At 44.8% G+C, this 23,548-nt stretch carries 30 protein-coding genes; 27 read left to right on the top strand and 3 right to left on the bottom strand.

Features of this window, described 5'->3' with window-relative positions; genetic code table 11:
• Positions 1-59: 59 nt before the first annotated feature.
• Positions 60-2,531, bottom strand: coding sequence for an O-antigen ligase family protein (locus AC1RNB_RS16890; RefSeq protein WP_493084731.1), 2,472 nt, complete (start codon positions 2,529-2,531; stop codon positions 60-62).
• A 302-nt stretch (positions 2,532-2,833) separates the two neighbouring features.
• Here AC1RNB_RS16890 and rpsJ point away from each other — a divergent pair, with 302 nt between their 5' ends.
• From rpsJ to AC1RNB_RS16760, 26 genes are all read left to right on the top strand, one after another.
• Complete coding sequence (gene rpsJ, locus AC1RNB_RS16885) at positions 2,834-3,139, top strand: 30S ribosomal protein S10 (protein WP_116849293.1); 306 nt, start codon at positions 2,834-2,836, stop codon at positions 3,137-3,139.
• Between the two features lie 338 nt (positions 3,140-3,477).
• Positions 3,478-4,095, top strand: coding sequence for a 50S ribosomal protein L3 (gene rplC, locus AC1RNB_RS16880; protein WP_493084730.1), 618 nt, complete (start codon positions 3,478-3,480; stop codon positions 4,093-4,095).
• A gap of 22 nt (positions 4,096-4,117) precedes the next feature.
• Positions 4,118-4,756 (top strand): 50S ribosomal protein L4, encoded by a 639-nt coding sequence (rplD, locus tag AC1RNB_RS16875; protein WP_493084728.1) that lies wholly within the window; start codon positions 4,118-4,120, stop codon positions 4,754-4,756.
• A gap of 27 nt (positions 4,757-4,783) precedes the next feature.
• Positions 4,784-5,083: a 50S ribosomal protein L23 gene (gene rplW, locus AC1RNB_RS16870; RefSeq protein WP_493084726.1), complete on the top strand. Its 300-nt coding sequence runs from the start codon at positions 4,784-4,786 to the stop codon at positions 5,081-5,083.
• Between the two features lie 45 nt (positions 5,084-5,128).
• Positions 5,129-5,968, top strand: coding sequence for a 50S ribosomal protein L2 (gene rplB, locus AC1RNB_RS16865; protein ID WP_493084725.1), 840 nt, complete (start codon positions 5,129-5,131; stop codon positions 5,966-5,968).
• 17 nt (positions 5,969-5,985) lie between these two features.
• A complete protein-coding gene (gene rpsS, locus AC1RNB_RS16860) occupies positions 5,986-6,255 on the top strand; it encodes a 30S ribosomal protein S19 (RefSeq protein WP_493084724.1) in 270 nt (89 codons plus the stop codon).
• A gap of 89 nt (positions 6,256-6,344) precedes the next feature.
• Positions 6,345-6,689, top strand: coding sequence for a 50S ribosomal protein L22 (rplV, locus tag AC1RNB_RS16855; RefSeq protein ID WP_493084723.1), 345 nt, complete (start codon positions 6,345-6,347; stop codon positions 6,687-6,689).
• Positions 6,690-6,704: 15 nt separating this feature from the next.
• On the top strand, positions 6,705-7,502 hold the full coding sequence (gene rpsC, locus AC1RNB_RS16850) for a 30S ribosomal protein S3 (protein WP_493084721.1): 798 nt from the start codon (positions 6,705-6,707) through the stop codon (positions 7,500-7,502).
• An 83-nt stretch (positions 7,503-7,585) separates the two neighbouring features.
• Positions 7,586-8,005, top strand: coding sequence for a 50S ribosomal protein L16 (gene rplP / locus AC1RNB_RS16845; RefSeq protein WP_161818190.1), 420 nt, complete (start codon positions 7,586-7,588; stop codon positions 8,003-8,005).
• Between the two features lie 19 nt (positions 8,006-8,024).
• Entirely contained in the window at positions 8,025-8,240 is a 216-nt protein-coding gene (gene rpmC, locus AC1RNB_RS16840; protein ID WP_493084719.1) for a 50S ribosomal protein L29, read from the top strand.
• 107 nt (positions 8,241-8,347) lie between these two features.
• A complete protein-coding gene (gene rpsQ / locus AC1RNB_RS16835; protein WP_490835473.1) occupies positions 8,348-8,608 on the top strand; it encodes a 30S ribosomal protein S17 in 261 nt (86 codons plus the stop codon).
• Between the two features lie 104 nt (positions 8,609-8,712).
• Positions 8,713-9,081 carry a 50S ribosomal protein L14 gene (rplN, locus tag AC1RNB_RS16830; RefSeq protein WP_116849282.1) on the top strand — a complete coding sequence of 123 codons (369 nt, stop codon included), beginning with the start codon at positions 8,713-8,715 and terminating at the stop codon, positions 9,079-9,081.
• Between the two features lie 106 nt (positions 9,082-9,187).
• Complete coding sequence (gene rplX, locus AC1RNB_RS16825) at positions 9,188-9,526, top strand: 50S ribosomal protein L24 (RefSeq protein WP_493084717.1); 339 nt, start codon at positions 9,188-9,190, stop codon at positions 9,524-9,526.
• Positions 9,526-10,101: a 50S ribosomal protein L5 gene (rplE, locus tag AC1RNB_RS16820; RefSeq protein ID WP_493084715.1), complete on the top strand. Its 576-nt coding sequence runs from the start codon at positions 9,526-9,528 to the stop codon at positions 10,099-10,101. Before rplX ends, rplE begins: the two co-directional genes overlap by 1 nt.
• Before the next feature lie 6 nt (positions 10,102-10,107).
• Positions 10,108-10,377: a 30S ribosomal protein S14 gene (rpsN, locus tag AC1RNB_RS16815; protein WP_493084714.1), complete on the top strand. Its 270-nt coding sequence runs from the start codon at positions 10,108-10,110 to the stop codon at positions 10,375-10,377.
• Positions 10,378-10,455: 78 nt separating this feature from the next.
• Complete coding sequence (rpsH, locus tag AC1RNB_RS16810; protein ID WP_493084712.1) at positions 10,456-10,854, top strand: 30S ribosomal protein S8; 399 nt, start codon at positions 10,456-10,458, stop codon at positions 10,852-10,854.
• Between the two features lie 112 nt (positions 10,855-10,966).
• On the top strand, positions 10,967-11,521 hold the full coding sequence (rplF, locus tag AC1RNB_RS16805; RefSeq protein ID WP_493084710.1) for a 50S ribosomal protein L6: 555 nt from the start codon (positions 10,967-10,969) through the stop codon (positions 11,519-11,521).
• 52 nt (positions 11,522-11,573) lie between these two features.
• Positions 11,574-11,924, top strand: coding sequence for a 50S ribosomal protein L18 (gene rplR / locus AC1RNB_RS16800; protein WP_493084708.1), 351 nt, complete (start codon positions 11,574-11,576; stop codon positions 11,922-11,924).
• A gap of 29 nt (positions 11,925-11,953) precedes the next feature.
• Complete coding sequence (gene rpsE, locus AC1RNB_RS16795) at positions 11,954-12,475, top strand: 30S ribosomal protein S5 (protein ID WP_493084706.1); 522 nt, start codon at positions 11,954-11,956, stop codon at positions 12,473-12,475.
• 50 nt (positions 12,476-12,525) lie between these two features.
• Entirely contained in the window at positions 12,526-12,708 is a 183-nt protein-coding gene (rpmD, locus tag AC1RNB_RS16790) for a 50S ribosomal protein L30 (protein WP_490835482.1), read from the top strand.
• Between the two features lie 151 nt (positions 12,709-12,859).
• Positions 12,860-13,309 carry a 50S ribosomal protein L15 gene (gene rplO / locus AC1RNB_RS16785; RefSeq protein WP_493084704.1) on the top strand — a complete coding sequence of 150 codons (450 nt, stop codon included), beginning with the start codon at positions 12,860-12,862 and terminating at the stop codon, positions 13,307-13,309.
• Between the two features lie 74 nt (positions 13,310-13,383).
• The gene (gene secY / locus AC1RNB_RS16780) at positions 13,384-14,730 is read left to right on the top strand and encodes a preprotein translocase subunit SecY (RefSeq protein ID WP_493084703.1); all 1,347 of its coding nucleotides are present in this window, start codon (positions 13,384-13,386) and stop codon (positions 14,728-14,730) included.
• An 89-nt stretch (positions 14,731-14,819) separates the two neighbouring features.
• Positions 14,820-15,623 carry a type I methionyl aminopeptidase gene (gene map, locus AC1RNB_RS16775; protein WP_493084701.1) on the top strand — a complete coding sequence of 268 codons (804 nt, stop codon included), beginning with the start codon at positions 14,820-14,822 and terminating at the stop codon, positions 15,621-15,623.
• A gap of 34 nt (positions 15,624-15,657) precedes the next feature.
• Positions 15,658-17,199 (top strand): M20/M25/M40 family metallo-hydrolase, encoded by a 1,542-nt coding sequence (locus AC1RNB_RS16770; RefSeq protein WP_493084699.1) that lies wholly within the window; start codon positions 15,658-15,660, stop codon positions 17,197-17,199.
• Between the two features lie 64 nt (positions 17,200-17,263).
• Positions 17,264-18,505, top strand: a complete 1,242-nt coding sequence (locus AC1RNB_RS16765) for a BaiN/RdsA family NAD(P)/FAD-dependent oxidoreductase (protein WP_493084697.1) — start codon at positions 17,264-17,266, stop codon at positions 18,503-18,505.
• 111 nt (positions 18,506-18,616) lie between these two features.
• A complete protein-coding gene (locus tag AC1RNB_RS16760) occupies positions 18,617-21,193 on the top strand; it encodes a zinc-dependent metalloprotease (RefSeq protein WP_493084696.1) in 2,577 nt (858 codons plus the stop codon).
• Positions 21,194-21,295: 102 nt separating this feature from the next.
• Here the strand turns inward: AC1RNB_RS16760 and AC1RNB_RS16755 are convergent, their stop codons facing one another.
• On the bottom strand, positions 21,296-21,559 hold the full coding sequence (locus AC1RNB_RS16755) for a hypothetical protein (protein ID WP_493084694.1): 264 nt from the start codon (positions 21,557-21,559) through the stop codon (positions 21,296-21,298).
• Between the two features lie 212 nt (positions 21,560-21,771).
• Between AC1RNB_RS16755 and AC1RNB_RS16750 the strand changes: the two genes are divergently transcribed.
• Entirely contained in the window at positions 21,772-22,200 is a 429-nt protein-coding gene (locus tag AC1RNB_RS16750; protein WP_493084692.1) for a CBS domain-containing protein, read from the top strand.
• A 21-nt stretch (positions 22,201-22,221) separates the two neighbouring features.
• Here AC1RNB_RS16750 and AC1RNB_RS16745 read toward each other — a convergent pair whose 3' ends face one another.
• Positions 22,222-23,538: a gluconate:H+ symporter gene (locus AC1RNB_RS16745; protein WP_493084691.1), complete on the bottom strand. Its 1,317-nt coding sequence runs from the start codon at positions 23,536-23,538 to the stop codon at positions 22,222-22,224.
• Between the last annotated feature and the right edge of the window lie 10 nt (positions 23,539-23,548).

Here is a 23,548-nt window from a genome sequence, read left to right as displayed (position 1 = left end):
CAATAGTCAATAGTCAATAGTCAATAGTGGTGGAGGGGTAACTCCCTACTCACCACTCACTATTTGCAATTTGCCTTGATGATTGCTTCCGCCTCCTTCCATCCTTTGGCCAGCGAAGTTCTCAGGTAGTTGCAGCCTTCTTCTCTTTGACCGAGATTGAAAAGCGCAACACCCTTGAAGTATTCAGGTTTGCCATTAGAAGAGAGATTTGTGGCCAGCACCTTGTTAAAATATGTGATCGATTTCTGCCATTGTTTTAAATTAAAGTAACAAATGGCGGCGTTCTCATACGCTACATAGTTACCTGGGTTAAGGGCGGCTGATTTGAGGAAAAGGCCGGCCGCTTTTTCCAGGTTGTCTTTCCCGGCCACACCACCGCCAAAAGCAGCTACTGCCTCATTGTAAAATCTGGCAGCTGTTGCTATATCTATATTACCGGTATTGGTAGCGTTAGGATTTTCCATGAAACGAATGATTTCATCCCTTACAGTAGCAATGGTGGCTACGCCTTCCTGGTTAGCAAACATTTTTAAGGCACTATCGGCCATGGAAAGCAACTGTTTGGTTCCTTTACCCTGCGCGTTCAGCATACCGCGGAGGTACAGATCCCATGCCAGGGGTTCATGCCGGTAACGGTCGTATTCAGCGAAGGCTTTTTTGATGCCGCTGGTATCTTTCACTTTTGCCAGTACCGCAATCAGTGTCTGGTAGTAGGTTTTTGCTTTGGGGCGCACAGAAAAAGCGTAAGTGGCATTTCTGACAGCACTATCAAATCGGTCTGTTTTAAAATACAGTCCCGCTTTCAGAAATTCGCTGTATGCAATGGTAGGGTTCGCAATGCGTCCTTTGTCGAGCAACACAATCGCTTCCTCATAATGGCCTGCTTCGTACAGGTACCTGCCTTTAATGGCATCCACAGGCTGCGCGGTAGCGGTTAGGTTGGGTATGGAGGGGAACGCTGCAGTGGTTTCTTTCCAGTTCAGTTTCAGCGGTTCATTATTGAGATCCGCCAGCACTGTTTTTTGCAACACAAGTGATCGGTATGTTTCATAAGTAACGTACACAGCAGGAATCAGTAAAAGCAGGGATACAAGGCCAAATAGGGGTTTGATGGTATTATTTACAGGAACAGTACCCGTTGATTCTTCCGCTAAAGTTTGTCTGCCTGCAACATATGCCGTAACATTCCATGCTGTAATGAAAACAAAGAATACCTGGCTGATAGGTCTTTCCATCGGGAAGTTAAAAAAGGCATCAACAGAATAGCCGATAAATGCCAGGAAGGAAATGATAGAGATCAGTTTTATTTCTTCAGAAGCCTTACTGAGGAAAGTTTTGACAGTGAAAAAAAGAATACAGGCAAAAAGACTGAGGTATAACAAACCGCCAGCTATGCCCATTTCGGCAAAAGCCTCAAAAAAGTCATTATGTGCATGTACGGGAACAATCAGATCGTTTGTAAGCGTTCTTTGGTAGGGGATGGAGGCAATTTTCCAGTTACCATATCCGCACCCGAGTATCGGTTTTTGTAAAGTGTAATCTATGGCATGTGCCCAAAGTCTGAACCTGACCTGGTTGTTCTCTGCATTGAACGCAACTACCGATCCTAATCTTTCTGATACGGTACCATAACCTCCTTTTTGTTCCTGCAGATTTTTAACAGCGCTGATTTCTACCTGCGAAATAAACAGTGCAGCTATAACGGGCAGAATAATATATCCCAGATGATAAAGGGTATCTTCTGTTTTTTTCATTTTCCTGCCTTCCCAGATGCAGTAAATAACATAGGCAGTTACTATCAGAATTAAACTTACATAGCTCGCACGGGCATTTACAAAAAACAGGCTTAGCGTTGCGAGCAGCAGAATCAGACTATTCAGTATTTTACCCCATACCCTGGAGTAATAAATACAATAGATCACAAAAGGGATCTTAACAACAGTACTGGCCGCAAAGATGTTTTTATTACCGGTTGTTCCTTTTAATCCCAGAATCACAGTAGTAATGTCAGTGTCGGCTACTTCCCGTAAAAACTGGGCAATGGCCTGGCAGGATTCTACCAGCAGGATCAGGGCAAGGATCTGGGCGATGATCCTGAATAAATCCGTTCGCTTATATAATAGGATACTGACATTAAAAAAAGCAATAATAGTTGCCGTTAAACGGACATAACAAACCAGGCCCTCAGTGGGGTTAATAGCGGTAAAAATGGATATTCCGGCCAACACAAAAAATGCCAGATATAATTTGGAGAAAAGGTTGCCAAATACCTGTGCACTGGCTTCCCGGTAGTCGTTTCTGCGTGCCAGAATCATCAGAATTACCAGAATGTCAACCGCTACAATATATAACCATTGCGATCCCATGGCATCATAGGCGCCAAAATCAGGCAGAAAATGCACGGCAAAATAAAGCAGGCATGCCAGCAGCGGAACCAGGTTGGCAGCATTCCATTGAAAACCATTTTTGGGAGCTATAGCTGGAGTTGGTTGAACAGGGGTATATCCTTTTGTCTTATTTATCTTTGCCATGAAGGTAGTCTTGCCGTAAAATTATTGATTTGAACCAATTTTCCATCAGGAACCGGGATCGCCGGAATTCCTGCTGTTATCAAACGAATAAAACCGGGCCTTTATGCGAAGGAAGCTGCTGAACGGGCTGCCAAAACAAGGGAGGCCGGGCTGGTGGGGAGCAAATCCGGGGCAGGGGCACTGTTTTGGGGATATTTTTCCGGGTTTATTTGGGAAATGCACAAAAAAACTTTCAAAATACTTGTCTGTTCCGTTACGGGCTCTTACCTTTGCAACCCCAATCAGAAAATTGGGTTTCGACTATGTCTCAACGAATCAGGATCAAATTACAATCATACGATCACAATCTGGTAGATAAATCTGCTGAGAAGATCGTGAAAACAGTACGCAGTACAGGTGCAGTAGTTACAGGACCTATTCCTTTGCCTACCCACAAGAAAATTTTCACTGTTCTGCGTTCACCACACGTAAATAAGAAGAGCCGTGAGCAGTTCCAGCTTTGTACGCACAAGCGTTTGCTGGATATCTACACTTCTTCTTCCAGAACGGTAGATGCCCTGAGCAAACTGGATTTGCCTTCAGGTGTGGAAGTTGAGATCAAAGCCTGATAAAATAGCTGTGAGCTGATAGCTACGGGCTATGAGCAAGCGCTGAGTTCTTATAAATAATTTTCATCTGCCAAACCTGCCAACAGCAGGAGAAAGCAGCTCTGAATCGAAACGATCCGGACTTTGAGATAGGAATAATCATATTAATCCTGTCAAAATCATAAAATCCGCGATCACAACATATAAACAGGCCCTTCGAGGTTTGTTTACTTCCGGTACTTCCTCTTTTCCCGCCAGGCGGGAAGAAACAACGGAAAAGGTCGGCAGCGAACAAGGATTGAATCCCGATTCATCATCGGGATGTCCTCATAACCAAGCGGGGCTATAAACCGCAAAAGATGAAAGGTATTATTGGTAAAAAAATCGGGATGACCAGCATCTTCGCCGCCGATGGAAAGCAGACAGCCTGCACCATCATCGAAGCTGCTCCCAACACAGTAACCCAGATCAAGACTATCGAGTCTGACGGGTATGCTGCCGTTCAATTAGGCTTAGGCGACAAGAAAGAAAAACACTCCACAAAGGCCGAGCTGAATCACTACGCAAAAGCGCAAACTGCCGCTAAGAAATTCGTAAAAGAATTCCGCAATTATTCCATAGAAAAAGCACTGGGCGAGACCATTACAGTAGATATTTTCTCTGAAGGAGAAGCTGTTGAAGTAGTAGGTACCACCAAGGGTAAAGGTTTCCAGGGTGTTGTAAAGCGCCACGGATTCTCTGGTGTGGGTGAAGCGTCTCACGGTCAGCACGACCGTCAGCGTGCACCGGGTTCTATCGGAGGATCATCTTATCCTTCCCGCGTATTCAAGGGAATGAGGATGGCCGGCCGTATGGGCGGTGACCGTGTTAAAATGAAAGGTTTAAAAGTGGTTAAGATCTTCCCTGAAAAGAATTATATCCTGATCAGCGGTTCGGTTCCTGGCCATAACGGTTCCATCGTTTTAATCCAGAAGTAATCACCTATTTAACTGAAAGAACATGCAAGTAGACGTATTAAATATAAAAGGACAGAAGACCGGCAGAACGGTTGAATTACCTGCTGATGTATTCGGCATCGAGCCGAACGATCATGTGATTTACCTGGCTGTGAAACAATACCTGGCACAGGGCCGTCAGGGTACACACAAAGTGAAAACCCGCGCCGAAGTACAGGGTGCCAGCCGCAAGCTGCACAAACAAAAAGGAACCGGTGGTGCCCGTAAAGGTAATATCCGTAACCCTTTGTACAAAGGTGGTGGTACCATCTTCGGACCAAAACCACACGCTTACGATTTCAAACTGAACCGTAAAGTGAAGGACCTGGCCAAGATGTCTGCCCTGAGCTACAAAGCCAAGGATAACGCGATCCTGGTGCTGGAAGACATCAACATGGATGCTCCCAAAACCAAGCAGGTAGTTGAGATCATGAACAGCCTGAACGTGGCCAACAAAAAAACCCTGATCGTATTGCCCGAGTACAACGATAACCTGTACCTGAGCACACGCAATATTCCAAATATTACCAGTTCATTGCTGGCCGATATCAACACATACGAAATTATGAATGCTGATGTCCTGGTGATCACTGAAAATACCGCCAAGATCTTCGCAGAAGAAGAAGAAGGCGTAACAGCTTAATTTAAGTAACGTTTCAAACAGATACAAATGAAACTGACTGAAGTATTGATAAAGCCCATTTTAACTGAGAAAGCAAACGCTCAACAGGAAAAATTAAGAAGGTATGCTTTCAGAGTAGACCGCAGGGCCAACAAACTGGAAATCAAAAAAGCGGTAGAAGAATTCTACGGAGTAAATGTAGTGGATGTAAACACCGCAGTGGTTCCCGGAAAGAACAAGACCCGTTATACCAAAGCCGGTTTCATACAGGGTATGAAAGGTGCTTATAAAAAAGCACTGGTAACCGTAGCTGAAGGTGAAGCGATCGACCTGTATTCAAACATTTAATTATAGCACGCGGAGCTGAAAAATCCGCAGTAAAAAGAGTAAACAATGGCACTTAAAAAGTACAAACCAATCACAGCAGGAACACGTTGGAGAATTGGTAATGCTTATGCTGAGATCACTACCATGGATCCTGAGAAGAGCTTGCTCGAACCTCAGAAAAATACGGCTGGCCGTAACTTCCAGGGTCGTCGTGTATCCCGCTACATGGGTGGTGGAAACAAGCATCACTACCGTATCATCGATTTCAAAAGAAACAAAAGAGATATTGCAGCTACTGTAGTATCTATCGAATACGATCCTAACCGTACCGCATTCATCGCCCTGCTGCAATATGCAGATGGCGAAAAACGCTACATCATTGCCCCACAGGGTTTACAGGTTGGTACAACCGTAATCGCCGGCGACAATGCTGTTCCTGAGATCGGTAACGCGCTGTTGATGAAGAATATGCCTTTGGGTACTATGATCCACAACATCGAATTACAACCCAACCAGGGTGGTAAAATGGTGAGAAGTGCCGGTGCTTCTGCACAGCTGGCGAATAAGGAAGAGAAATATGCTGTATTAAAAATGCCTTCCGGCGAATTAAGAAAAGTATTGATCAACTGTTATGCAACCGTAGGTGTGGTTTCTAATAGCGACCATAACCTGGAAACTGCCGGTAAAGCTGGTAAAAACCGCTGGAAAGGTATCCGTCCACGTGTTCGTGGTGTTGCGATGAACCCGGTAGATCACCCGATGGGTGGTGGTGAAGGTAAAGCTTCCGGTGGTCACCCACGTAGCAGAACCGGTAAATATGCAAAAGGTGAGAAGACGCGTACCAAAGGAAAAGGAAGCGATAAACTGATCATTCAGCGCAGAGACGGAAAAAAATTAGCTAAGTAATTTTCAAATTAACCAATATGGGTCGTTCGATAAAAAAAGGTCCTTACGTAGACGCAAACTTAGAAGGTAAAGTAGTTGCGATTAACGATGGTAAAAACAAGAAAGGTGTGATCAAAACCTGGAGCCGTCGCAGCACTATTACGCCTGATTTCGTAGGGCACACATTTGCAGTGCACAACGGAAACAAGTTCATCCCTGTTTATGTAACAGAATTCATGGTAGGTCACAAACTCGGCGAGTTTGCCCCCACCAGGAACTTCAGAGGTCACGCAGGATCAAAGAAATAAAACAAGTTAGGAGTTTGGGGTTTGGAGTTTGGGGTTAATCCTTAAACTAACGCCAAACGCCAAACGCCAAATATCAAACCATAAAAGAAATGGAAGCAGTAGCTAAACTGAACAATTACCCGACCGGCCCACGCAAAATGCGTTTGCTGGCTGATGTGATCCGCGGTATGGAAGTAGAGAAGGCCCTGGCTATTCTTGAACACCACCCGCAGCACAATGCAACTCCGCTGGCAAAATTGCTGAAGAGTGCCATCAGTAACTGGGAGCAGAAAAATAACGGAGCCAGTGCTGCAGACAGCGCTCTGGTGGTTAAGACCGTTTTTGTAGATGGAGGCCGTGTACTGAAGCGTATGCGCCCTGCACCACAAGGCCGCGGATACAGAGTTCGTAAACGCAGCAACCACGTAACATTAATCGTAGATTCTAAAAACTAATTGTAAAACCATTATATGGGTCAGAAAGCAAATCCAATTGGTAACAGGTTAGGTATCATCCGCGGATGGGACAGCAACTGGTATGGTAGTAAGAAAGACTATGCCTCCAAGCTGATCGAAGATCATAAGATCCGTACTTACCTGAGTGCCCGTATTAACAAAGGTGGTATTGCCAAAATTGTTATTGAGCGTACACTGGGTAAGTTAATCGTAACCATTCATACGTCTAAGCCAGGTATTATCATCGGTAAAGGCGGTGGAGAAGTTGACCGTATTAAGGAAGAATTGAAAAAATTGACCGGTAAGGATGATGTTCAGATCAACATCCTCGAGATCCGTCGTCCTGAGCTGGATGCCACCATCGTTGGTGACACCATCGCCAGGCAGATTGAGAACCGTATCAACTTCAAACGTGCTACCAAAATGGCGATCGCTTCCACACTCCGTATGGGTGCTGAAGGTATCAAAGTAAAACTGAGCGGACGTTTGGGTGGATCTGAGATCGCACGTAGCGAAGAGTTCAAACAGGGTCGTACACCGTTACATACTTTCCGTATGGACATCGATTACGCCAATGTGTTTGCACAAACCGTTTACGGAAAGATCGGTATCAAAGTATGGATCTGTAAAGGTGAAGTATTGGGTAAACGCGAACTCAACCCCAACTTTGTAGGTGGTAAGAACGATATGAGCGACAGAAGAGATGGTGGCCGTGAAGAGCGCAGACCAGGTGGCGACAGAAGAGATGACCGCAGAGGTGGTGGAGACCGTGGTGGCCGTGGTGGTGATAACCGTGGTGGTGGTCGCAGATAATTCATAATTAATAATTAGTAATTAATCATTACTGAAGGTTTAAATAACTATCCGCCTCAGGTGGATGGACTAAAAACTAAAGAATGTTACAGCCTAAAAGAAGTAAGCATAGGAAGCAGCAAAAAGGACGCATTCGCGAGGTAGCTAAGCGTGGTACTTCCATTTCATTCGGATCATTTGCTTTAAAAGCGCTTGAGCCGATCTGGTTGACCAACCGTCAGATCGAGTCAGCCCGTCAGGCCATGACCCGTGCTATGAAACGTGAGGGAAATGTATGGATCCGTATTTTCCCTGATAAGATCATTACCCGAAAGCCAGCTGAAGTAAGGATGGGTAAGGGTAAAGGTAACCCTGAATTCTGGGCTGCTGTGGTTGAACCAGGACGTATCATCTTCGAATGTGACGGTGTTACAGAAGCTGTTGCCAAAGAAGCAATGGGACTGGCCGCACAGAAATTACCAATCGCAACCAAATTCATCGTAAGAAGAGATTTGCAAGCCTAATCTATAAATCGAATTTGCAATGGCAAACAAACAGACATACGAATTTAACAGGTCTATCAAAGATTTGAACGTCGCAGATCTGAGAACCAAGATCCAGGAAGACCAGTTACGCCTGAAAAAGCTTGAGTTCGCTCATGCGATCTCTCCGCTGGAGAATCCAATGAACATCCGCGGTCTCCGCAGGGATATCGCCCGTTTGAAAACGGAATTGAAGAAAAAAGAATTAGGTATATAAAGCTTTGAGCTACGAGCTGTTAGCTACGAGCCCAGGCAAACCATAAACAGCTCATAGCTCGTAGCTCAAAGCTCATAGCTAAGAGTACAAGCTTAAAAACATAAACAATGGCTGAAGTAAGAAATTTGCGTAAAACAAGGACCGGGGTGGTTACCAGCGACAAGATGGATAAAACCATTACTGTAGCTGTAGAAAGAAAAGTAAAGCACCCTATCTATGGTAAGTTCGTAAAGAAAACCACCAAGTTCCATGCTCATGATGAAAAGAGTGAGTGTGCCATCGGTGATGTAGTTAAGATCATGGAAACCCGTCCGCTGAGCAAAACAAAGCGCTGGAGACTGGTGGAAATCATAGAGAAAGCGAAATAAGCTTTTTCACATGCTATGCGCAGTTGGATAACCAAAGCCATAGCCTCTGACAACAAATTGTTATAAATGCCGGAATGTAAGTTCCAGGCTCAAAGCTAAAAAAGATGATTCAGCAAGAAAGCAGACTAAATGTAGCTGATAACAGTGGTGCAAAGGAAGTTCTTTGTATCAGGGTTCTGGGAAACAGCGGCCAGGATTACGCCAAGATCGGAGATAAGATCGTGGTAACTGTAAAAGATGCCATCCCCGCAGGTGGTGTTAAAAAAGGTACCGTATCTAAAGCAGTTATTGTACGTACCAAAAATAAGTTACGTCGTAAAGATGGTTCTTATATCCGTTTTGATGACAATGCAGTTGTGTTGTTGAACAACTCTGATGAGCCACGCGGTACCCGTATTTTCGGGCCAGTTGCACGTGAACTGCGTGATAAAGGTTACATGAAGATCATTTCATTGGCACCTGAGGTTCTGTAAGAACGCAAACGCTGAAAGCTGAAAGCATACTGCTGAAAGCAAAGGCAAACAAATTAAAATTTAAGCTGAGCGTTTAGCGTTTGGCATTAAGCATAAAGCGTAAAAAATGAGTACAAGATTTAAACCCAAATTCAACATCAAAAAAGGAGACACTGTTGTGGTGATCGCCGGTGATGACAAGGACTTGAAAAAGCCCCGTAAGGTGTTGGAAGTTATCGTTGACAAAGGACGTGTAGTTGTAGAAGGTGTTAACATCGCTACCAAACACACCAAACCTTCTGCTGCCAACACAAAGGGTGGTATTGTGAAGATTGAAGCGCCTATCAGCATCAGTAATGTGATGTTGTGGGATGCCAAGAAGAGCGAGCCTACCAAGGCAAAACGCACCCGTGAAAATGGAAAATTAGTACGTATCTCTAAAAAATCAGGGGAGGTAATCAAATAATGAGTACTGTAAAATACACTCCGAGATTAGCAGATAAATATACCAAAGAGGTTATTCCTGCTTTAATGAAAAAGTTTGCTTACAAAACTGTAATGCAGGCGCCTAAACTGGAAAAGATCTGTATCAACCGTGGCGTTAACGGCGCCGTAACAGATAAAAAACTGGTTGACATTGCAGTTGAAGAACTGAACATGATCACCGGTCAGAAAGCAGTTCCTACCATGTCTAAGAAAGACATTTCTAACTTCAAACTGCGTAAAGGCATGCCTATCGGCGCACGCGTTACACTGAGAGGTGAGAAGATGTATGAATTCCTGGACAGGTTGGTATCTGTAGCTTTACCACGTGTACGTGATTTCAAAGGTATCAGCGACAAGGCATTTGATGGCCGCGGTAACTACACCCTGGGTGTAACCGAGCAGATCATCTTCCCTGAGATCGATATCGATAAAGTGAACAAGATCACCGGTCTGGATATCACTTTCGTTACAACGGCAGGTACCAACGAAGAAGCTTACGAGCTGCTGAAAGAACTGGGTATGCCATTCAAAAATGCTAAAAAAGAAAACAACTAATATCACATGGCAAAGAAATCAATTACAGCCAGACAACACAAACGTGAGAAAATGGTTGCCAAATTTGCAGAAAAGCGTACTGCTTTGAAAGCTGCCGGCGATTATGCTGCTTTGGACCTGCTTCCTAAGAACGCGTCACCTGTAAGGTTGAAAAACCGTTGTCAGTTAACCGGACGTCCACGTGGCTACATGCGTTACTTCGGTCTGTCAAGGATCATGTTCCGCGACATGGCCCTGAACGGAATGATCCCTGGTGTGAAGAAAGCCAGCTGGTAAAATAAGACATGTTTCCAGGTGCAGTTCGCTGCAAACCGGTAACAAACCAATTTTGAACAAGATTTAATTCTAATAAACATGGTAACTGATCCTATAGCAGACTTCTTAACCAGAATCCGTAACGCCCAGATGGCCGGACACAGACTGGTTGAAATCCCTGCTTCTAATCTGAAGAAGCGCTTAACAGAGATTCTGTACGAACAGGGTTATATCCTGAAGTACAAGTTTGAAGATGACAGCAAACAAGGCCTGATCAAGATCGCGTTGAAATACGATCCCCAGACCAAACAGGCTGCTATCCGTTCTCTGGAAAGAGTGAGCCGTCCGGGTCTCCGTCAGTATGCAAAACCTGCCGAGATCAAACGTGTGATCAACGGATTGGGTGTTGCTATACTGAGTACATCTAAAGGTGTATTAACTGATAAGCAGGCCAAGGCACAGAATGTGGGTGGTGAAGTATTGTGCTATATCTATTAATTTCTCTGGCGCCGCAGGCGCCATGGTTATAAACCCTGTCTGACAATTAAGCTTTTTAGTCGGAGCTGAACACGGGCCAGGATATTGAATCAAATAAAAAACTGAATCGACTATGTCTCGTATTGGAAAACAACCGGTGGTAATACCTGCAGGCGTTACCATCACTGTAAGCAGCGATAACGTTGTAACTGTAAAAGGTCCTAAAGGTGAATTGAAAGAAACTGTAGACAGGGATATCACTATCTCTATCGCTGATGGCCAGTTACACCTGGTTCGTCCGACAGACCAGATTCGTCACCGCGCTATGCACGGCTTATACCGTTCACTGGTGAGCAATATGGTAAAAGGGGTAACTGAAGGATACAAGAAAGACCTGGAACTGGTGGGTGTGGGTTTTAAAGCCGCCAATACCGGAAACCTGCTTGACTTGGCATTAGGTTACTCTCACAATATCATTTTCGAAATTCCGAAAGAACTGAAAGTAAGTACTGTTACCGAAAAAGGACAGAACCCGAAGATCATGCTGGAAGGTATCGACAAGCAACTGATCGGACAGGTAGCCGCCAAACTGCGCAGCTTACGTAAGCCTGAACCATACAAAGGAAAAGGTGTGAAATATGCAGGTGAGATCCTGAGAAGAAAAGCAGGTAAGGCAGCAGGTAAATAAATAAAACAATAACAAACTTTCCGGCAGAATCGGAGGGTAAAAAAATAAAACAATGGGTAAATTAATTCAAAGGCAGAAGATCAGGTACCGTATCCGCAAAAAAGTGGCTGGTACAGCAGTAAAACCCCGTTTATCTGTTTTCAGAAGCAACGCGGAGATCTATGCACAATTGATCGATGATGATAATGCAGTAACCCTGGTAGCTGCTTCATCAAGAGATAAAGATATCGCTGCTCAGAAAGTAACCAAGATCGAGAAGTCTAAACTGGTTGGTATGGCTATTGCACGCAAAGCCATTGAACTGGGATTAACTGCCTGTGTGTTTGACAGGGGCGGTAATCTGTACCATGGTCGTGTGAAATCAGTAGCTGATGGTGCGAGAGAAGGTGGTCTTCAATTCTAATTTGCTAACAACAATTAATCGTTAGATAAATGTCTAAAGTAAACGTAAATAAGGTAAAATCCGGTGGCGAACTGGAACTGAAAGAGAAAGTAGTTGCCATTAACCGTGTAGTGAAAACTACCAAAGGTGGTCGTACTTTCAGCTTCTCAGCACTGGTAGTAGTAGGAAACGGAAATGGTGTAGTAGGCCAGGGCTTAGGTAAAGCAAAAGAAGTACAGGAAGCTATTGCAAAAGGTATCGAAGATGCCAAGAAGAACCTGGTGAAAGTACCGGTGATGCATGGTACTGTTCCTCATGAGCAGTGGGCCAAAGATGGTGCAGCCAAAGTGTTGATCAAACCAGCAGCTCATGGAGCAGGTGTGATCGCGGGAGGCAGCATGCGTTCTGTGCTGGAAAGTGCCGGTGTAACCGACGTACTGGCCAAGAGCCTGGGTTCTGCTAACCCGCAGAACGTGGTTAAAGCCACTATCAAAGCATTGGGCCTCTTAAGAGAACCTATTCAGGTTGCTAAAACCAGAACCCTGAAACTGAGCAAAGTATTTAACGGATAATACCTGTCGCAAGCTGTTTATCGGCGGTCGCCAGTTCAAATGATAATATCATGAAAAAAATTAAGATCACACAGGTTAAAAGCGGTATCGACAGATCTGAGCGTCAGAAGCAGACTTTGATTGCCCTGGGTTTGAAGAAACTGAATGCTTCCAAAGAAGTAGAAGCTACTCCACAGATCCTAGGAATGGTTAACAAAGTTAGCCACCTGGTGAAGGTTGAAGAAATCGCTTAGTACCAATTAAAAATTAATAATTAAAAATGAATAATTAGAGTGGGATCACCTCTTTGATTATTCATTTTTGTTTAATTATTAATTATTAATTTCTAATTATTCATTAAAAAATTGCGAGGGGAGATACCCCGTAAGTTCAAATCAGATAAACATGAAACTACACACACTCAAGCCTGCAGCAGGCTCAACGCACAAAGAAATCCGTATCGGTCGTGGTGAAGCATCTGGTAAAGGTGGTACATCAACAAAAGGTAACAAAGGTGGTCAGAGCCGTGCCGGTTACAAAAGTAAAATGGCCCACGAGGGTGGACAGATGCCTATCCAGCGTCGTATCCCTAAGCGTGGATTTAAAAATAATAACCGTGTTGAGTACAAGGTATTCAACCTGGGACAGATAGATCAGCTGGCAGAGAAATACGGTTTTACCGAGTTCAGCCTCGAGAACCTGTATATCAATGGCCTGATCAGCCGTACAGACAAAGTGAAAGTGCTGGCTACCGGCGAATTGAAGGCTAAATTGACTTTTAAAGTAAACGGCATCAGCGAAAAAGCAAAAGGCGCTATTGAGGCTGCCGGCGGTACAGTTGAAATTGTAAAGTAATTTTAACGTAATTTGCCAGACGCACACCGTGCGTCTTTTTGGTTTTGAGTATTAACGCTTTCAATTGCATTTAAGTGAAAAAATTAGTTAAGACTTTACAGAATATTTGGGCCATCGAAGAGCTGCGTAACAAGATCGTTATTACGCTGGCGCTGGTATTTACTTACCGTCTTGGTAACCACATCGTGTTACCGGGTCTGGATCCCAATAAAATCGAACTGGCACAGAAGTCAGCGAAAAGCAATGGCCTCTTAGGCATCTTTGATATGTTTGCCGGTGGTGGTTTTTCACAGGCATCTATTCTGGCACTGGGTATCATGCCCTATATCTCCGCTTCTATCTTCATGCAGTTAATGACCATCCTGGTTCCGCAATTGCAGAAAGTACAGAAAGAAGGTGACAGTGGCCGTAAAAAAATCAACCAGTGGACCCGCTATCTCACCGTTATTGTAACTGTGTTCCAGGCGGGTGCTTATGTGGCTTACCTGAACAGTCCCGGTTATGCTGAAGCGATCCTCCCTGCTTATAAAGCATTTTTTGGTTTCTCTACTGTAGTCACTCTAACAGCAGGTACCCTGTTTGTCATGTGGTTAGGCGAGAAGATCCAGGATAAAGGATTGGGTAATGGTACTTCTATCATTATCATGGTGGGTATCTTATCCCGTTTACCCATCTCTATCATTCAGGAATTTACCGCGAAAGAACAACGTGGTGGCGGTGGTTTGTTGATCTTCCTGATCGAGATTGCCATTCTGGTAGCTGTGATCATGGGTCTGATTATCCTGGTACAGGGTGTGAGAAAGATCCCTGTAAACTATGCCAAGCAGATCATCGGTAACCGCCAGTTTGGAGGTGCCCGTCAGTTCCTGCCCGTAAAAGTGAACAGTGCCGGTGTAATGCCAATCATCTTCGCTCAGGCGATTATGTTCCTGCCTACACTGGTTTCCTTTACCAATATTGATTCTGCCCAGGGTATTGTGAAGATCTTCAACGATCACAGTAATTTCTGGTACATGGTTATCTACTCTGTGATGGTGATCGGATTTACCTTCCTGTACACCGCATTGATCTTTAACCCTAAGCAGATCTCTGAAGACCTGAAACGTAATAACGGATTTATTCCAGGTATAAAACCCGGACAACCTACTGCAGATTATATCGGTTCCATTATGGATAAGATCACTTTACCGGGAGCCATTTTCCTGGCACTGGTAGGTATCATGCCCGGATTTGCACAGCGTTTAGGTGTTACACAGGGATTCAGTTCATTCTTTGGAGGAACTTCCCTGTTGATCATGGTAGGTGTGATCCTGGATACTTTACAGCAGATCGAAACATACCTGCTGATGCGTCAATACGATGGATTAATGAAGAGTGGTCGCGTACAGGGAAGACAGACCGTTTCTAGCACGACTATTTAAATAAAAATAACGACCTTTGTAAACCTGCCATCCCGCTGACTGCGGAACGGCAGGTTTCTTTTTTTTGACAAATGACCAGACGAAGTAATATGATGATCCATAAAACTGAAGCAGAAGTAGCTTTGATGAAAGAAGCGGCTACCCTGGTAAGCAAAACGCTTACGGAAGTGGCCAAAGTGCTCAAGCCCGGTATGACCACTTTGCAGATCGATAAGATCTGTGGCGATTTTGTGAAAGACCACAAAGCCATTCCCTCCTTTTATAATTATCGTGGGTATCCCTTTAATGTTTGTGCTTCTGTGAATGATGTGGTGGTGCATGGCTTCCCCAATAATATCGCGCTGAAGGAAGGGGATATTGTATCTGTGGATATGGGAGTGATATTGAATGGCTGGCATGGCGATCATGCGTATACTTTTATCCTTGGCGAGGTGCCGACTGAAGTGTTGCAACTGGTAAAAGTGACCAAAGAATCTTTATACAAGGGCATAGAGAAAGCGATTACCAATAACCGGGTAGGCGATATCGCTTTTGCCATTCAGGAACATACGGAAAGAAAACATGGTTATGGAGTGGTGAGAGAACTGGTGGGGCATGGTTTGGGACGCAGTCTGCACGAAGATCCACAGGTACCTAATTATGGAAAACGCGGTACAGGTCCGAAACTAAAAGAGAACCTGGTACTGGCCATCGAACCCATGATCAATCTGGGATCAAGAGAAGTATATACCGAAGATGATGGCTGGACGGTGAGAACCCGCGACGGAAAAGTATCTGTACACTTTGAACATGATGTATGTGTGAAAAGGAACCAGGCATTGATCCTTTCTGATTACAGTATTATTGAAGCTGCAGAGAAAGCTAATCCTGATCTTAACACCAGTTATTACTGATCAATTCTTGCTATCTTACAGTAAAACTGCTAAGATGCGGAAATTTTTATCCTGCTTTATTCCGGCACTGTTTCCGGCAATGCTCTTCGCCCAGCCTGAGGAAACACTGCGTATCCGCACCATCCGCCAACAGCGTGAAAATGTTTGGCTGCAGGAGTATATCCGCTTTCTTTCTATTCCCAATGTTGCAGCTGATAAAGCCGGTCTTAAACGGAACGCGGATTTCATTATGCAGATGATGCAGCAGCGGAATATCCAAAGAGTTCAATTACTATCAGATGGAAATGCGGCAACTACTCCTGCTATTTACGGAGAAGTGAATGTGCCCGGTGCTACGCGAACATTGATCTTCTATGCACATTATGATGGTCAGCCGGTAGATAGCAGCCAATGGGCCAGAGGCCTGAAACCTTTTGTACCCCGGTTGGTCAAAGGATCACTGGAGCAGGGTGCTACGATGATCGGCTTCCCTTCCGGAGCCGGCAAATATGATCCTGATTGGCGGATCTATGCCAGAGGTGCATCGGATGATAAGGCAGGCATTATGGCCATCCTGAATGCCTATGAGGTGGTAAAGCGGGCAGGCCTGCCGCTCAGCTATAATATCAAATTCTTTTTTGAAGGAGAGGAAGAAGCGGGTTCTCCCAACCTCGGTGGTATATTCGATAAACACAAAGATTTACTTCGGTCAGATTTGTGGGTGATCTGTGATGGCCCCGTTCACCAGTCGGGCAAAAAAGCGATCCTGTTCGGGGCACGAGGGGATGCGCATGTAGATATCACTTTGTATGGTGCTACCAGGCCGCTGCATAGTGGTCATTACGGCAACTGGGCACCTAATCCCGGTTTGTTACTGGCTAAGTTACTGGCATCGATGAAGGATGAAAAAGGACGTGTTACTATCAGAGGTTTTTATGATGATGTAATACCACTCACAGAACAGGAGAAAAAAGCGATCCGTGATATGCCGCCTGTAGGTAACCAGTTGAAGGAAGAACTGCATTTTGTGGGAGAGGAAATGCCCGGTGTTGAGCTGGGAGAAGCGATTATGCTGCCTTCGCTGAATATTAACGGAATGCAGAGCGGTAATACAGGTGCGAAAGCCAGCAATGTGATTCCCACTACTGCCACGGCCGTGCTGGATCTGCGGATGGTGCCGGGCAATGATTATAAAAAACAGCAGGACAGGGTCATTAACCATATCCGTGAACAAGGCTATTATATCACGGAAGAAGAACCGACAGATGCTGAGCGGAAAATTTTTTCACGTATTGCCCGTGTTAAAAAAAGCGGTGGCTATAACGCGCAGCGAACACCCATGGATCTTCCGGTTGTGCAGCAGGTGATAGAAGCCGTTAAAAGTACGACGGCAGATAAAGTGGTATTGATTCCTACCATGGGAGGCAGTTTACCTTTGTTCCTGTTTGAGAAACATCTGAACGCCAAAACCATTACGGTTCCTGTGGCTAACCACGATAATAACCAGCATGCAGAAAATGAGAATATCCGGATCCGTAATCTGTGGAATGGGATTGAGACGATGGCGGCCATCATGACGATGGCTGCAGGTTCCTGAAGCGACGTGCAGTAAAGAACTATCTTTGCAATCTAAGTATAGCTTAGATCGTTTAATACAGGTAATGGCGAATCCAGCAACAAAAGAATTAATTGTGATTGGCGGCGGTGCGGCCGGTTTTTTCTGTGCCGTTAATGCAGCGCGTTTGCATCCGGGATTACGGGTAACAGTGGTAGAAAAATCCAATAAGCTATTGGCAAAAGTGAAAGTCAGTGGTGGAGGCCGATGTAATGCCACACATGCCTGTTTTGATATACCTGAACTGGTAAAACGATATCCCCGCGGACAGAACTTTATCAAAAAAGCCTTTCATTCATTCAATACAAACGATACCATTGACTGGTTTGCAGAAAGAGGTGTACAGCTGAAAACAGAAGCGGATGGAAGAATGTTTCCTATTACAGATGATTCGCAAACTATCATCAATTGCCTGTTAAAAGAAGCAGATAAATACGGCGTGCAGATCAGGTTGCAGTGCGAAGTGCAAAGCATCACTGTTGCAGCAAATGGATTTGAACTGCAGACATCCACTGGCCGGATGCAGGCAAATTTTGTTTGCATTGCCTGTGGTGGTTATCCCAAATCCGCGATGTTCGAGTGGTTACGAAAACTCGGACATACGATAGCAGAGCCGGTCCCATCTTTATTCACCTGCAATATGCCGGGTAATCCGGTTACTCAATTAATGGGGGTAGCTGTAGAGCGGGCGACTGTAAAAGTGGCGGGCACCAAACTGGCGGAAGAAGGTCCTTTGCTGATTACACATTGGGGTATGAGTGGTCCGGCCATTCTGCGATTATCTGCATGGGGAGCGCGGCAACTGGCTGATATGAATTATCATTTCACGTTGCTGGTGAATTGGCTGCCCGGACAAACAGAGCAGGATCTGCGGAATGTCTGGCAATCCTATCGCGATGAATATGCAGGAATGAAAACAGGCAATAAAAATCCATTTGGCTTGCCTAACCGTTTGTGGTTATACCTGCTGGCTGCAAGTGATATCAACCCGGATATCCGCTGGGCAGAGATCCCGGCCAAAGAACAGAATAAACTTATCAGGAACCTGACCGCACAGGCGTTTTCTGTAAAAGGAAAAACCACGTTTAAAGAGGAATTTGTGACCTGTGGCGGGATCAATCTCTCTGAAGTAGACCCCCATACTATGCAAAGCCGTAAACAACCGGGTATCTATTTTGCCGGGGAGATCCTGGATGTGGATGGGGTTACCGGAGGCTTCAACTTCCAGCATGCCTGGACAAGTGGCTGGATAGCAGCCCGTTCTATTGCTTCGGCCGATATGGCCTGATACCTTATTTTCTGCCGTTCATAGCAAAATATTCCCGCTTGGTATAAAAATAACGGACGAATGCAGTGTTTATGTGAAATAATCTTAATTTAAAAGACTCAAAACACTGCTATGAAAAAAATCCTGTTTGCCTTTGTGGCATCTAATTTCCTGCTGGCGGCATCAGCTCAAACCACGGGAACTTTAACTTCGCCCGCCAAACCAGCTGGTGATACATCCAAACCTGCTACTCCCAAAAAACAAACGGTGGCAGATAAAACCAAGGGCCAGAAAAAGAATGAGGGTCTTTTTACCCTTTATCAGGATACGGCTACCGGAAGTGTGCAGATGTATATCCGTAAAGACCAGTTAGAGAAAGAGTTCATTTACCAGAGTTTCTCTATCAGCGGTCCTACCTCTTTGTTCCTTAACCAGAGTATGCACAGAGCTACTGCGGTATTCAAGATCAAAAAAGCTTTTGACAAACTGGAGTTCTCTATTGTAAATACCAACCAGTATTACGATAAAAGCAACCCGGTAAGTAAAACGGCTGAGGTAGATAAACCGGAAGCGGTTTTCTTCTCAGACAAATTTTCGATCGAAGATTCACTGGGTTATCTCGTAAGTGGTGATGCACTTTTTCTTAGTGAAAAACTGGATCCGGTAAAACCTATATTTGCCCCCAGTCCGTTTACCATGATGCTATTTAATCTCGGTATGCTGAACCCCACTAAATCCAAATATGCACAACTGCGCTCGTTTGCAGATAATACGGATGTAGTGGTAGACCTTTCCTACGATAATCCAACCACACTGGCCGATGGTGGTCCGGATGTAGCAGATCCGCGTTATGTACGTGTACGGATGCAGCACAGTTTTATCTCCATGCCCAAAAATGATTTTACTCCCCGGAGAGATGATCCCCGGGTAGGATTTTTTATGCAGGAAAGAAATGATCAGACAAGTATCAGTCCTGTTCCTTACAAAGACATGATCAACCGTTGGGATCTCAGGAAAAAAGATCCCAGTGCAGCCATCAGCGAACCCATAGAACCGCTTGTTTACTGGATAGAAAATACTACACCGCATGAATACCGCCAGATCATTTATGAAGCTGGTATGAAGTGGAATGAAGCTTTTGAAAAAGCAGGCTTCAAAAATGCCTTACAAATGAAGATCCAGCCCGATGATGCGAAATGGGATCCGGCTGATATACACTATAATGTGATCCGTTGGGTTTCTTCTGCACAACCTTCTTACGGTGCCATCGGACCCAGTTTTGTAAATCCGAGAACCGGACAGATCCTGGGTGCCGATATTACGGTAGAGTGGTACTCAGGCAGTGCTACGGCTATTTATGATGAGTTGTTTAACGGTTTTGCAGCACAAAGTGCAGAAACACAAATTCCGGGACTGACCATGAAAAGTCATCAGCTCTGCACACTCGCCGCAGAACTGAAAGCACAGTACACTGCAGGATTAACTACGTTGGAGATGACTGGTGCCGCTGAAGCTGAGATCAAAGCCATGCACAAGCAGTTCCTGACTTACCTGATTATGCATGAAATGGGCCATACACTGGGTCTGAACCACAATATGAAGGCCAGCAACATGTTATCGCCTGCAGAACTGCATAATACAAGTATCACGCATAACATTGGTTTGATGGGATCTGTAATGGATTACCCTTCTATTAATGTGGCGCTTGACAGAAGCAAGCAGGGTGATTATTACACCACCAAAGCAGGTCCTTATGATCTTTGGGCTATCGAATATGGTTATCGCCCCTTTGCTCCGGCTGAAGAAGAAGCGGGATTAATGAAGATCCTTTCGCGCAGCACAGATCCTAAACTGACTTTTGGTAATGACGGGGACGATATGCGTTCACCAGGCAAAGGAATGGACCCACGCGTGAATGTGAATGATATGTCTAACGACCCGATCACTTATGCCGAAGAGCGTTTTAAACTGGTGAACAGCCTGATGGGTAAACTGGTTCAGAAATATTCCAAACCCGGACAGTCTTATGCCGAGCTCCGCAGTCGTTATGGTATATTAAATGCACAACGCAGAGATATGATCAACGCGGTAAGCCGTTTTGTGGGAGGTGTATATGTAGACAGGAGTTTCCCTGAGCAGAATTCCGGTAACAAACCCTATACCCCCGTTGCAATGGCTACGCAGAAAAAAGCGATGGACCTGTTAAGCAAATATGTGTTTGCGCCGAATGTATTTGATGCAGATGCACAGGTATTCCCTTACCTGCAGATGCAGCGCCGCGGGTATAACCAGCCAACTGGTGGCGAAGATTATAAGATCACGGCTAACCTTACCAATTTACAGGTAGGTGGTACGTTGGCGCATATTCTTAGTCCGGCTACTTTACAGCGGATCACAAATTCACGTTTGTATGGCAACCAATACAGTGCGGCAGATGTGATGAATGATCTGGTGAAAGGTATTTTTGATGCAGATCTCAATGGTAATGTAAATGTATACAGGCAATACCTACAAACCAGTTTTGTAAGGGGAACTGCTTCGTTAACAGCAGATAACTCACCATTGGATAATGTATCTAAGGCAGCTGCTTTGTATACACTGAAAAAATTAAGGACCAAACTGGCTGCTGCCGTTTCTACCAATGAAGAAACCAAAGCGCACCGGGCAAATATGTTATTCCTGATTGATAAAGCTTTGAAAACAAGTTAATCGTCTGTCTTATTCTCATAAATGGGAGCGAGCAGTATCCCTAAAAAAGCCTTCCCGTTGGGGAAGGCTTTTTTAGTATGGGTTCAACAGCTGTTTTGTTTATCATCCTTTCTTTTTAGCGGCTTCTTTATTGGCTTTGTGGCGCATATCAGGAGTGCCATCTTTTTTCAGAGGTCCGGCAGGGATGGCTGCTTTTGCGGCTTCCTTATTGGCTTTAAAGCGCATGTCGGGGGTGCCATCTTTTTTTACCGGGGTGGCAGCTGTTTTGACGGCAGGGGCTTTCGCTTTTTCAGCGGGTTTTGTCTGGGCAAATGATGCCATGGAAAGGCTGAAGGCAGCCAGTAACACTACCATGATCTTTTTCATAGAAATCGTTTTTGTGAAGCAGGAAATTACAGAAACGTAAGGGGGAGCGGGTATTCACGGGCTTAATTTTTGTTTAAATCTACGGAGCCGAAACTTACTCATTTCAGAAATGGCGTTTTGAAAACTGATTTTCAATGGGTTAAATAGCCTGGCCAAGAGGAAACTTTTTATTCCGGGGAAAATGTTTTAACTTATGGGTAAAATTCTACGTTATGCGGAAAGTAAGCGATATACTCAAAAGAAAAGGGAGCGGGGTTACAACCGTTACACCGGATACCACTGTGATAGCAGCATTGCAGATAATGGCAGAGCAGAATATCGGTTCTTTGGTGATCATGGAAAACGATACGTTCTTAGGAATCATGACCGAGCGTGATTACTCGCGTAAAGTGATTTTGATGGGGCGACATTCCAGCGACACACCTGTGAAGGAGATCATGACAACAGACTTCCCCGCAGTAAAACAAGCTGATTCGGTAGAAGCCTGTATGCAGTTAATGTCTGACAAACATATCCGTTATCTGCCTGTGATTGAAAACGGGAAATTAGCGGGTATCATTTCCATCAATGATGTAGTAACAGAAACCATTTCCACCCAGCAGGAAACGATATCGCACCTGCATTCTTATATTCAGTCCTGATATTAGCTAACAGTTACCTGTTCATTGAATGAACAGTTGTAATACCAGGATCCCCAATAGCCCAATGAGGGAGATCAGTGTTTCCATTACTGTCCACGACAGGAAGGTTTGTTTTAACGTAAGCCTGAAAAATTCTTTGTACATCCAGAAACCGGAATCGTTGATATGCGACCCAAATACACTGCCGGCACCCACGGCCAGTACCATCAGTTCCGGTGACACGTTTCCGGCAGCTACCAATGGCGATACAATGCCTGCTGCGGTTAATCCCGCCACTGTGGCAGAACCCATGGTAACCCGCAGCAGTGCCGTTAAGATCCAGGCAAATAGCAAAGGTGGCATTTGCAGTGTACTGCTGAAGGAAGAAATATAATTACCTGTGCCGCTATCGATCAATACCTGTTTGAATACACCGCCGGCAGTAATGGTAAGCAAAATAACCGCAATACCTGAGATCGCATCGGATGACCATTGCATTACCTGCGACATGGATTTTTTCATCCGCAATCCAAAGAAATATACAGCTGCGGTGACGGCGAGTAATAACGCAATGGTTGAATCACCTGTAAAAGAAAGAAAACGACGAAGCGGATGCGCTTCATTTAGCGTTAGTCCTGCGATCACAGAAAGGCTGATCAATACCACCGGCATTAAGGCAATACAGAAACTGGATAGGGTGGAAGGGAGATGTTTCTGTGCTTCCGGATCCGTATCGCCAAAAAGTTCATAACTGCCTGCTTTTACATTTCTCAACAACCGGCCCAGTAAGGGACCTGCAATAATTACTGCAGGGACGGCAATAACGAGGCCGTACATCAGGGTTTTACCCATATCGGCATGAAAGGCATTTACCAGCACTACCGGACCCGGATGGGGTGGCAAAAAACAATGGGTGGTAGATAATGAAGCGGCCATCGGCATCACGATATACAGCAATGGTAAACCTGTTCTGCGGGCAATGGAAAATACCAATGGTACGAGAATGACAAAGCCTGCATTATAATACAACGGAATACCAATCAGGAAACCGGTCAGTAACACCGCCCATTGGATATTCTTTTCTCCAAAGCCATTGATCAGTGTACCGGAAATCTGTTCGGCTGCACCACTGATTTCGAGTATTTTGCCGAGAACGGCTCCCAGACAAACGATCAGTGCCAAACCTCCCAGGGTACTGCCCACTCCTTTTTCAATAGAAGCCAGTAAAGCAGCGGGTTCCATACCCAGTAACAAACCTGAAATAATGGCCACGATCAACAGGGAGAGAAAAGGGCTCACTTTTTTCACTGTCAGAAAGATCTGCAGTGCGATAGCAAAAAGAATGATCAGGAATACCATTGGCTTTGGA

The organism is Sediminibacterium sp. GW821-FHT12F12, from assembly GCF_058806635.1.
Note: the sequence above shows the minus strand (reverse complement) of the source record. Positions and strands in the feature narration are given on the sequence as shown.

Bases quoted from the DNA above. Each gene is read 5' to 3' on its own strand.
- AC1RNB_RS16890 (WP_493084731.1), bottom strand. From the start codon at position 2,531: ATGGCAAAGATAAATAAGACAAAAGGATATACCCCTGTTCAACCAACT.
- rpsJ (WP_116849293.1), top strand. From the start codon at position 2,834: ATGTCTCAACGAATCAGGATCAAATTACAATCATACGATCACAATCTG.
- rplC (WP_493084730.1), top strand. From the start codon at position 3,478: ATGAAAGGTATTATTGGTAAAAAAATCGGGATGACCAGCATCTTCGCC.
- rplD (WP_493084728.1), top strand. From the start codon at position 4,118: ATGCAAGTAGACGTATTAAATATAAAAGGACAGAAGACCGGCAGAACG.
- rplW (WP_493084726.1), top strand. From the start codon at position 4,784: ATGAAACTGACTGAAGTATTGATAAAGCCCATTTTAACTGAGAAAGCA.
- rplB (WP_493084725.1), top strand. From the start codon at position 5,129: ATGGCACTTAAAAAGTACAAACCAATCACAGCAGGAACACGTTGGAGA.
- rpsS (WP_493084724.1), top strand. From the start codon at position 5,986: ATGGGTCGTTCGATAAAAAAAGGTCCTTACGTAGACGCAAACTTAGAA.
- rplV (WP_493084723.1), top strand. From the start codon at position 6,345: ATGGAAGCAGTAGCTAAACTGAACAATTACCCGACCGGCCCACGCAAA.
- rpsC (WP_493084721.1), top strand. From the start codon at position 6,705: ATGGGTCAGAAAGCAAATCCAATTGGTAACAGGTTAGGTATCATCCGC.
- rplP (WP_161818190.1), top strand. From the start codon at position 7,586: ATGTTACAGCCTAAAAGAAGTAAGCATAGGAAGCAGCAAAAAGGACGC.
- rpmC (WP_493084719.1), top strand. From the start codon at position 8,025: ATGGCAAACAAACAGACATACGAATTTAACAGGTCTATCAAAGATTTG.
- rpsQ (WP_490835473.1), top strand. From the start codon at position 8,348: ATGGCTGAAGTAAGAAATTTGCGTAAAACAAGGACCGGGGTGGTTACC.
- rplN (WP_116849282.1), top strand. From the start codon at position 8,713: ATGATTCAGCAAGAAAGCAGACTAAATGTAGCTGATAACAGTGGTGCA.
- rplX (WP_493084717.1), top strand. From the start codon at position 9,188: ATGAGTACAAGATTTAAACCCAAATTCAACATCAAAAAAGGAGACACT.
- rplE (WP_493084715.1), top strand. From the start codon at position 9,526: ATGAGTACTGTAAAATACACTCCGAGATTAGCAGATAAATATACCAAA.
- rpsN (WP_493084714.1), top strand. From the start codon at position 10,108: ATGGCAAAGAAATCAATTACAGCCAGACAACACAAACGTGAGAAAATG.
- rpsH (WP_493084712.1), top strand. From the start codon at position 10,456: ATGGTAACTGATCCTATAGCAGACTTCTTAACCAGAATCCGTAACGCC.
- rplF (WP_493084710.1), top strand. From the start codon at position 10,967: ATGTCTCGTATTGGAAAACAACCGGTGGTAATACCTGCAGGCGTTACC.
- rplR (WP_493084708.1), top strand. From the start codon at position 11,574: ATGGGTAAATTAATTCAAAGGCAGAAGATCAGGTACCGTATCCGCAAA.
- rpsE (WP_493084706.1), top strand. From the start codon at position 11,954: ATGTCTAAAGTAAACGTAAATAAGGTAAAATCCGGTGGCGAACTGGAA.
- rpmD (WP_490835482.1), top strand. From the start codon at position 12,526: ATGAAAAAAATTAAGATCACACAGGTTAAAAGCGGTATCGACAGATCT.
- rplO (WP_493084704.1), top strand. From the start codon at position 12,860: ATGAAACTACACACACTCAAGCCTGCAGCAGGCTCAACGCACAAAGAA.
- map (WP_493084701.1), top strand. From the start codon at position 14,820: ATGATGATCCATAAAACTGAAGCAGAAGTAGCTTTGATGAAAGAAGCG.
- AC1RNB_RS16770 (WP_493084699.1), top strand. From the start codon at position 15,658: ATGCGGAAATTTTTATCCTGCTTTATTCCGGCACTGTTTCCGGCAATG.
- AC1RNB_RS16765 (WP_493084697.1), top strand. From the start codon at position 17,264: ATGGCGAATCCAGCAACAAAAGAATTAATTGTGATTGGCGGCGGTGCG.
- AC1RNB_RS16760 (WP_493084696.1), top strand. From the start codon at position 18,617: ATGAAAAAAATCCTGTTTGCCTTTGTGGCATCTAATTTCCTGCTGGCG.
- AC1RNB_RS16755 (WP_493084694.1), bottom strand. From the start codon at position 21,559: ATGAAAAAGATCATGGTAGTGTTACTGGCTGCCTTCAGCCTTTCCATG.
- AC1RNB_RS16750 (WP_493084692.1), top strand. From the start codon at position 21,772: ATGCGGAAAGTAAGCGATATACTCAAAAGAAAAGGGAGCGGGGTTACA.
- AC1RNB_RS16745 (WP_493084691.1), bottom strand. From the start codon at position 23,538: ATGGTATTCCTGATCATTCTTTTTGCTATCGCACTGCAGATCTTTCTG.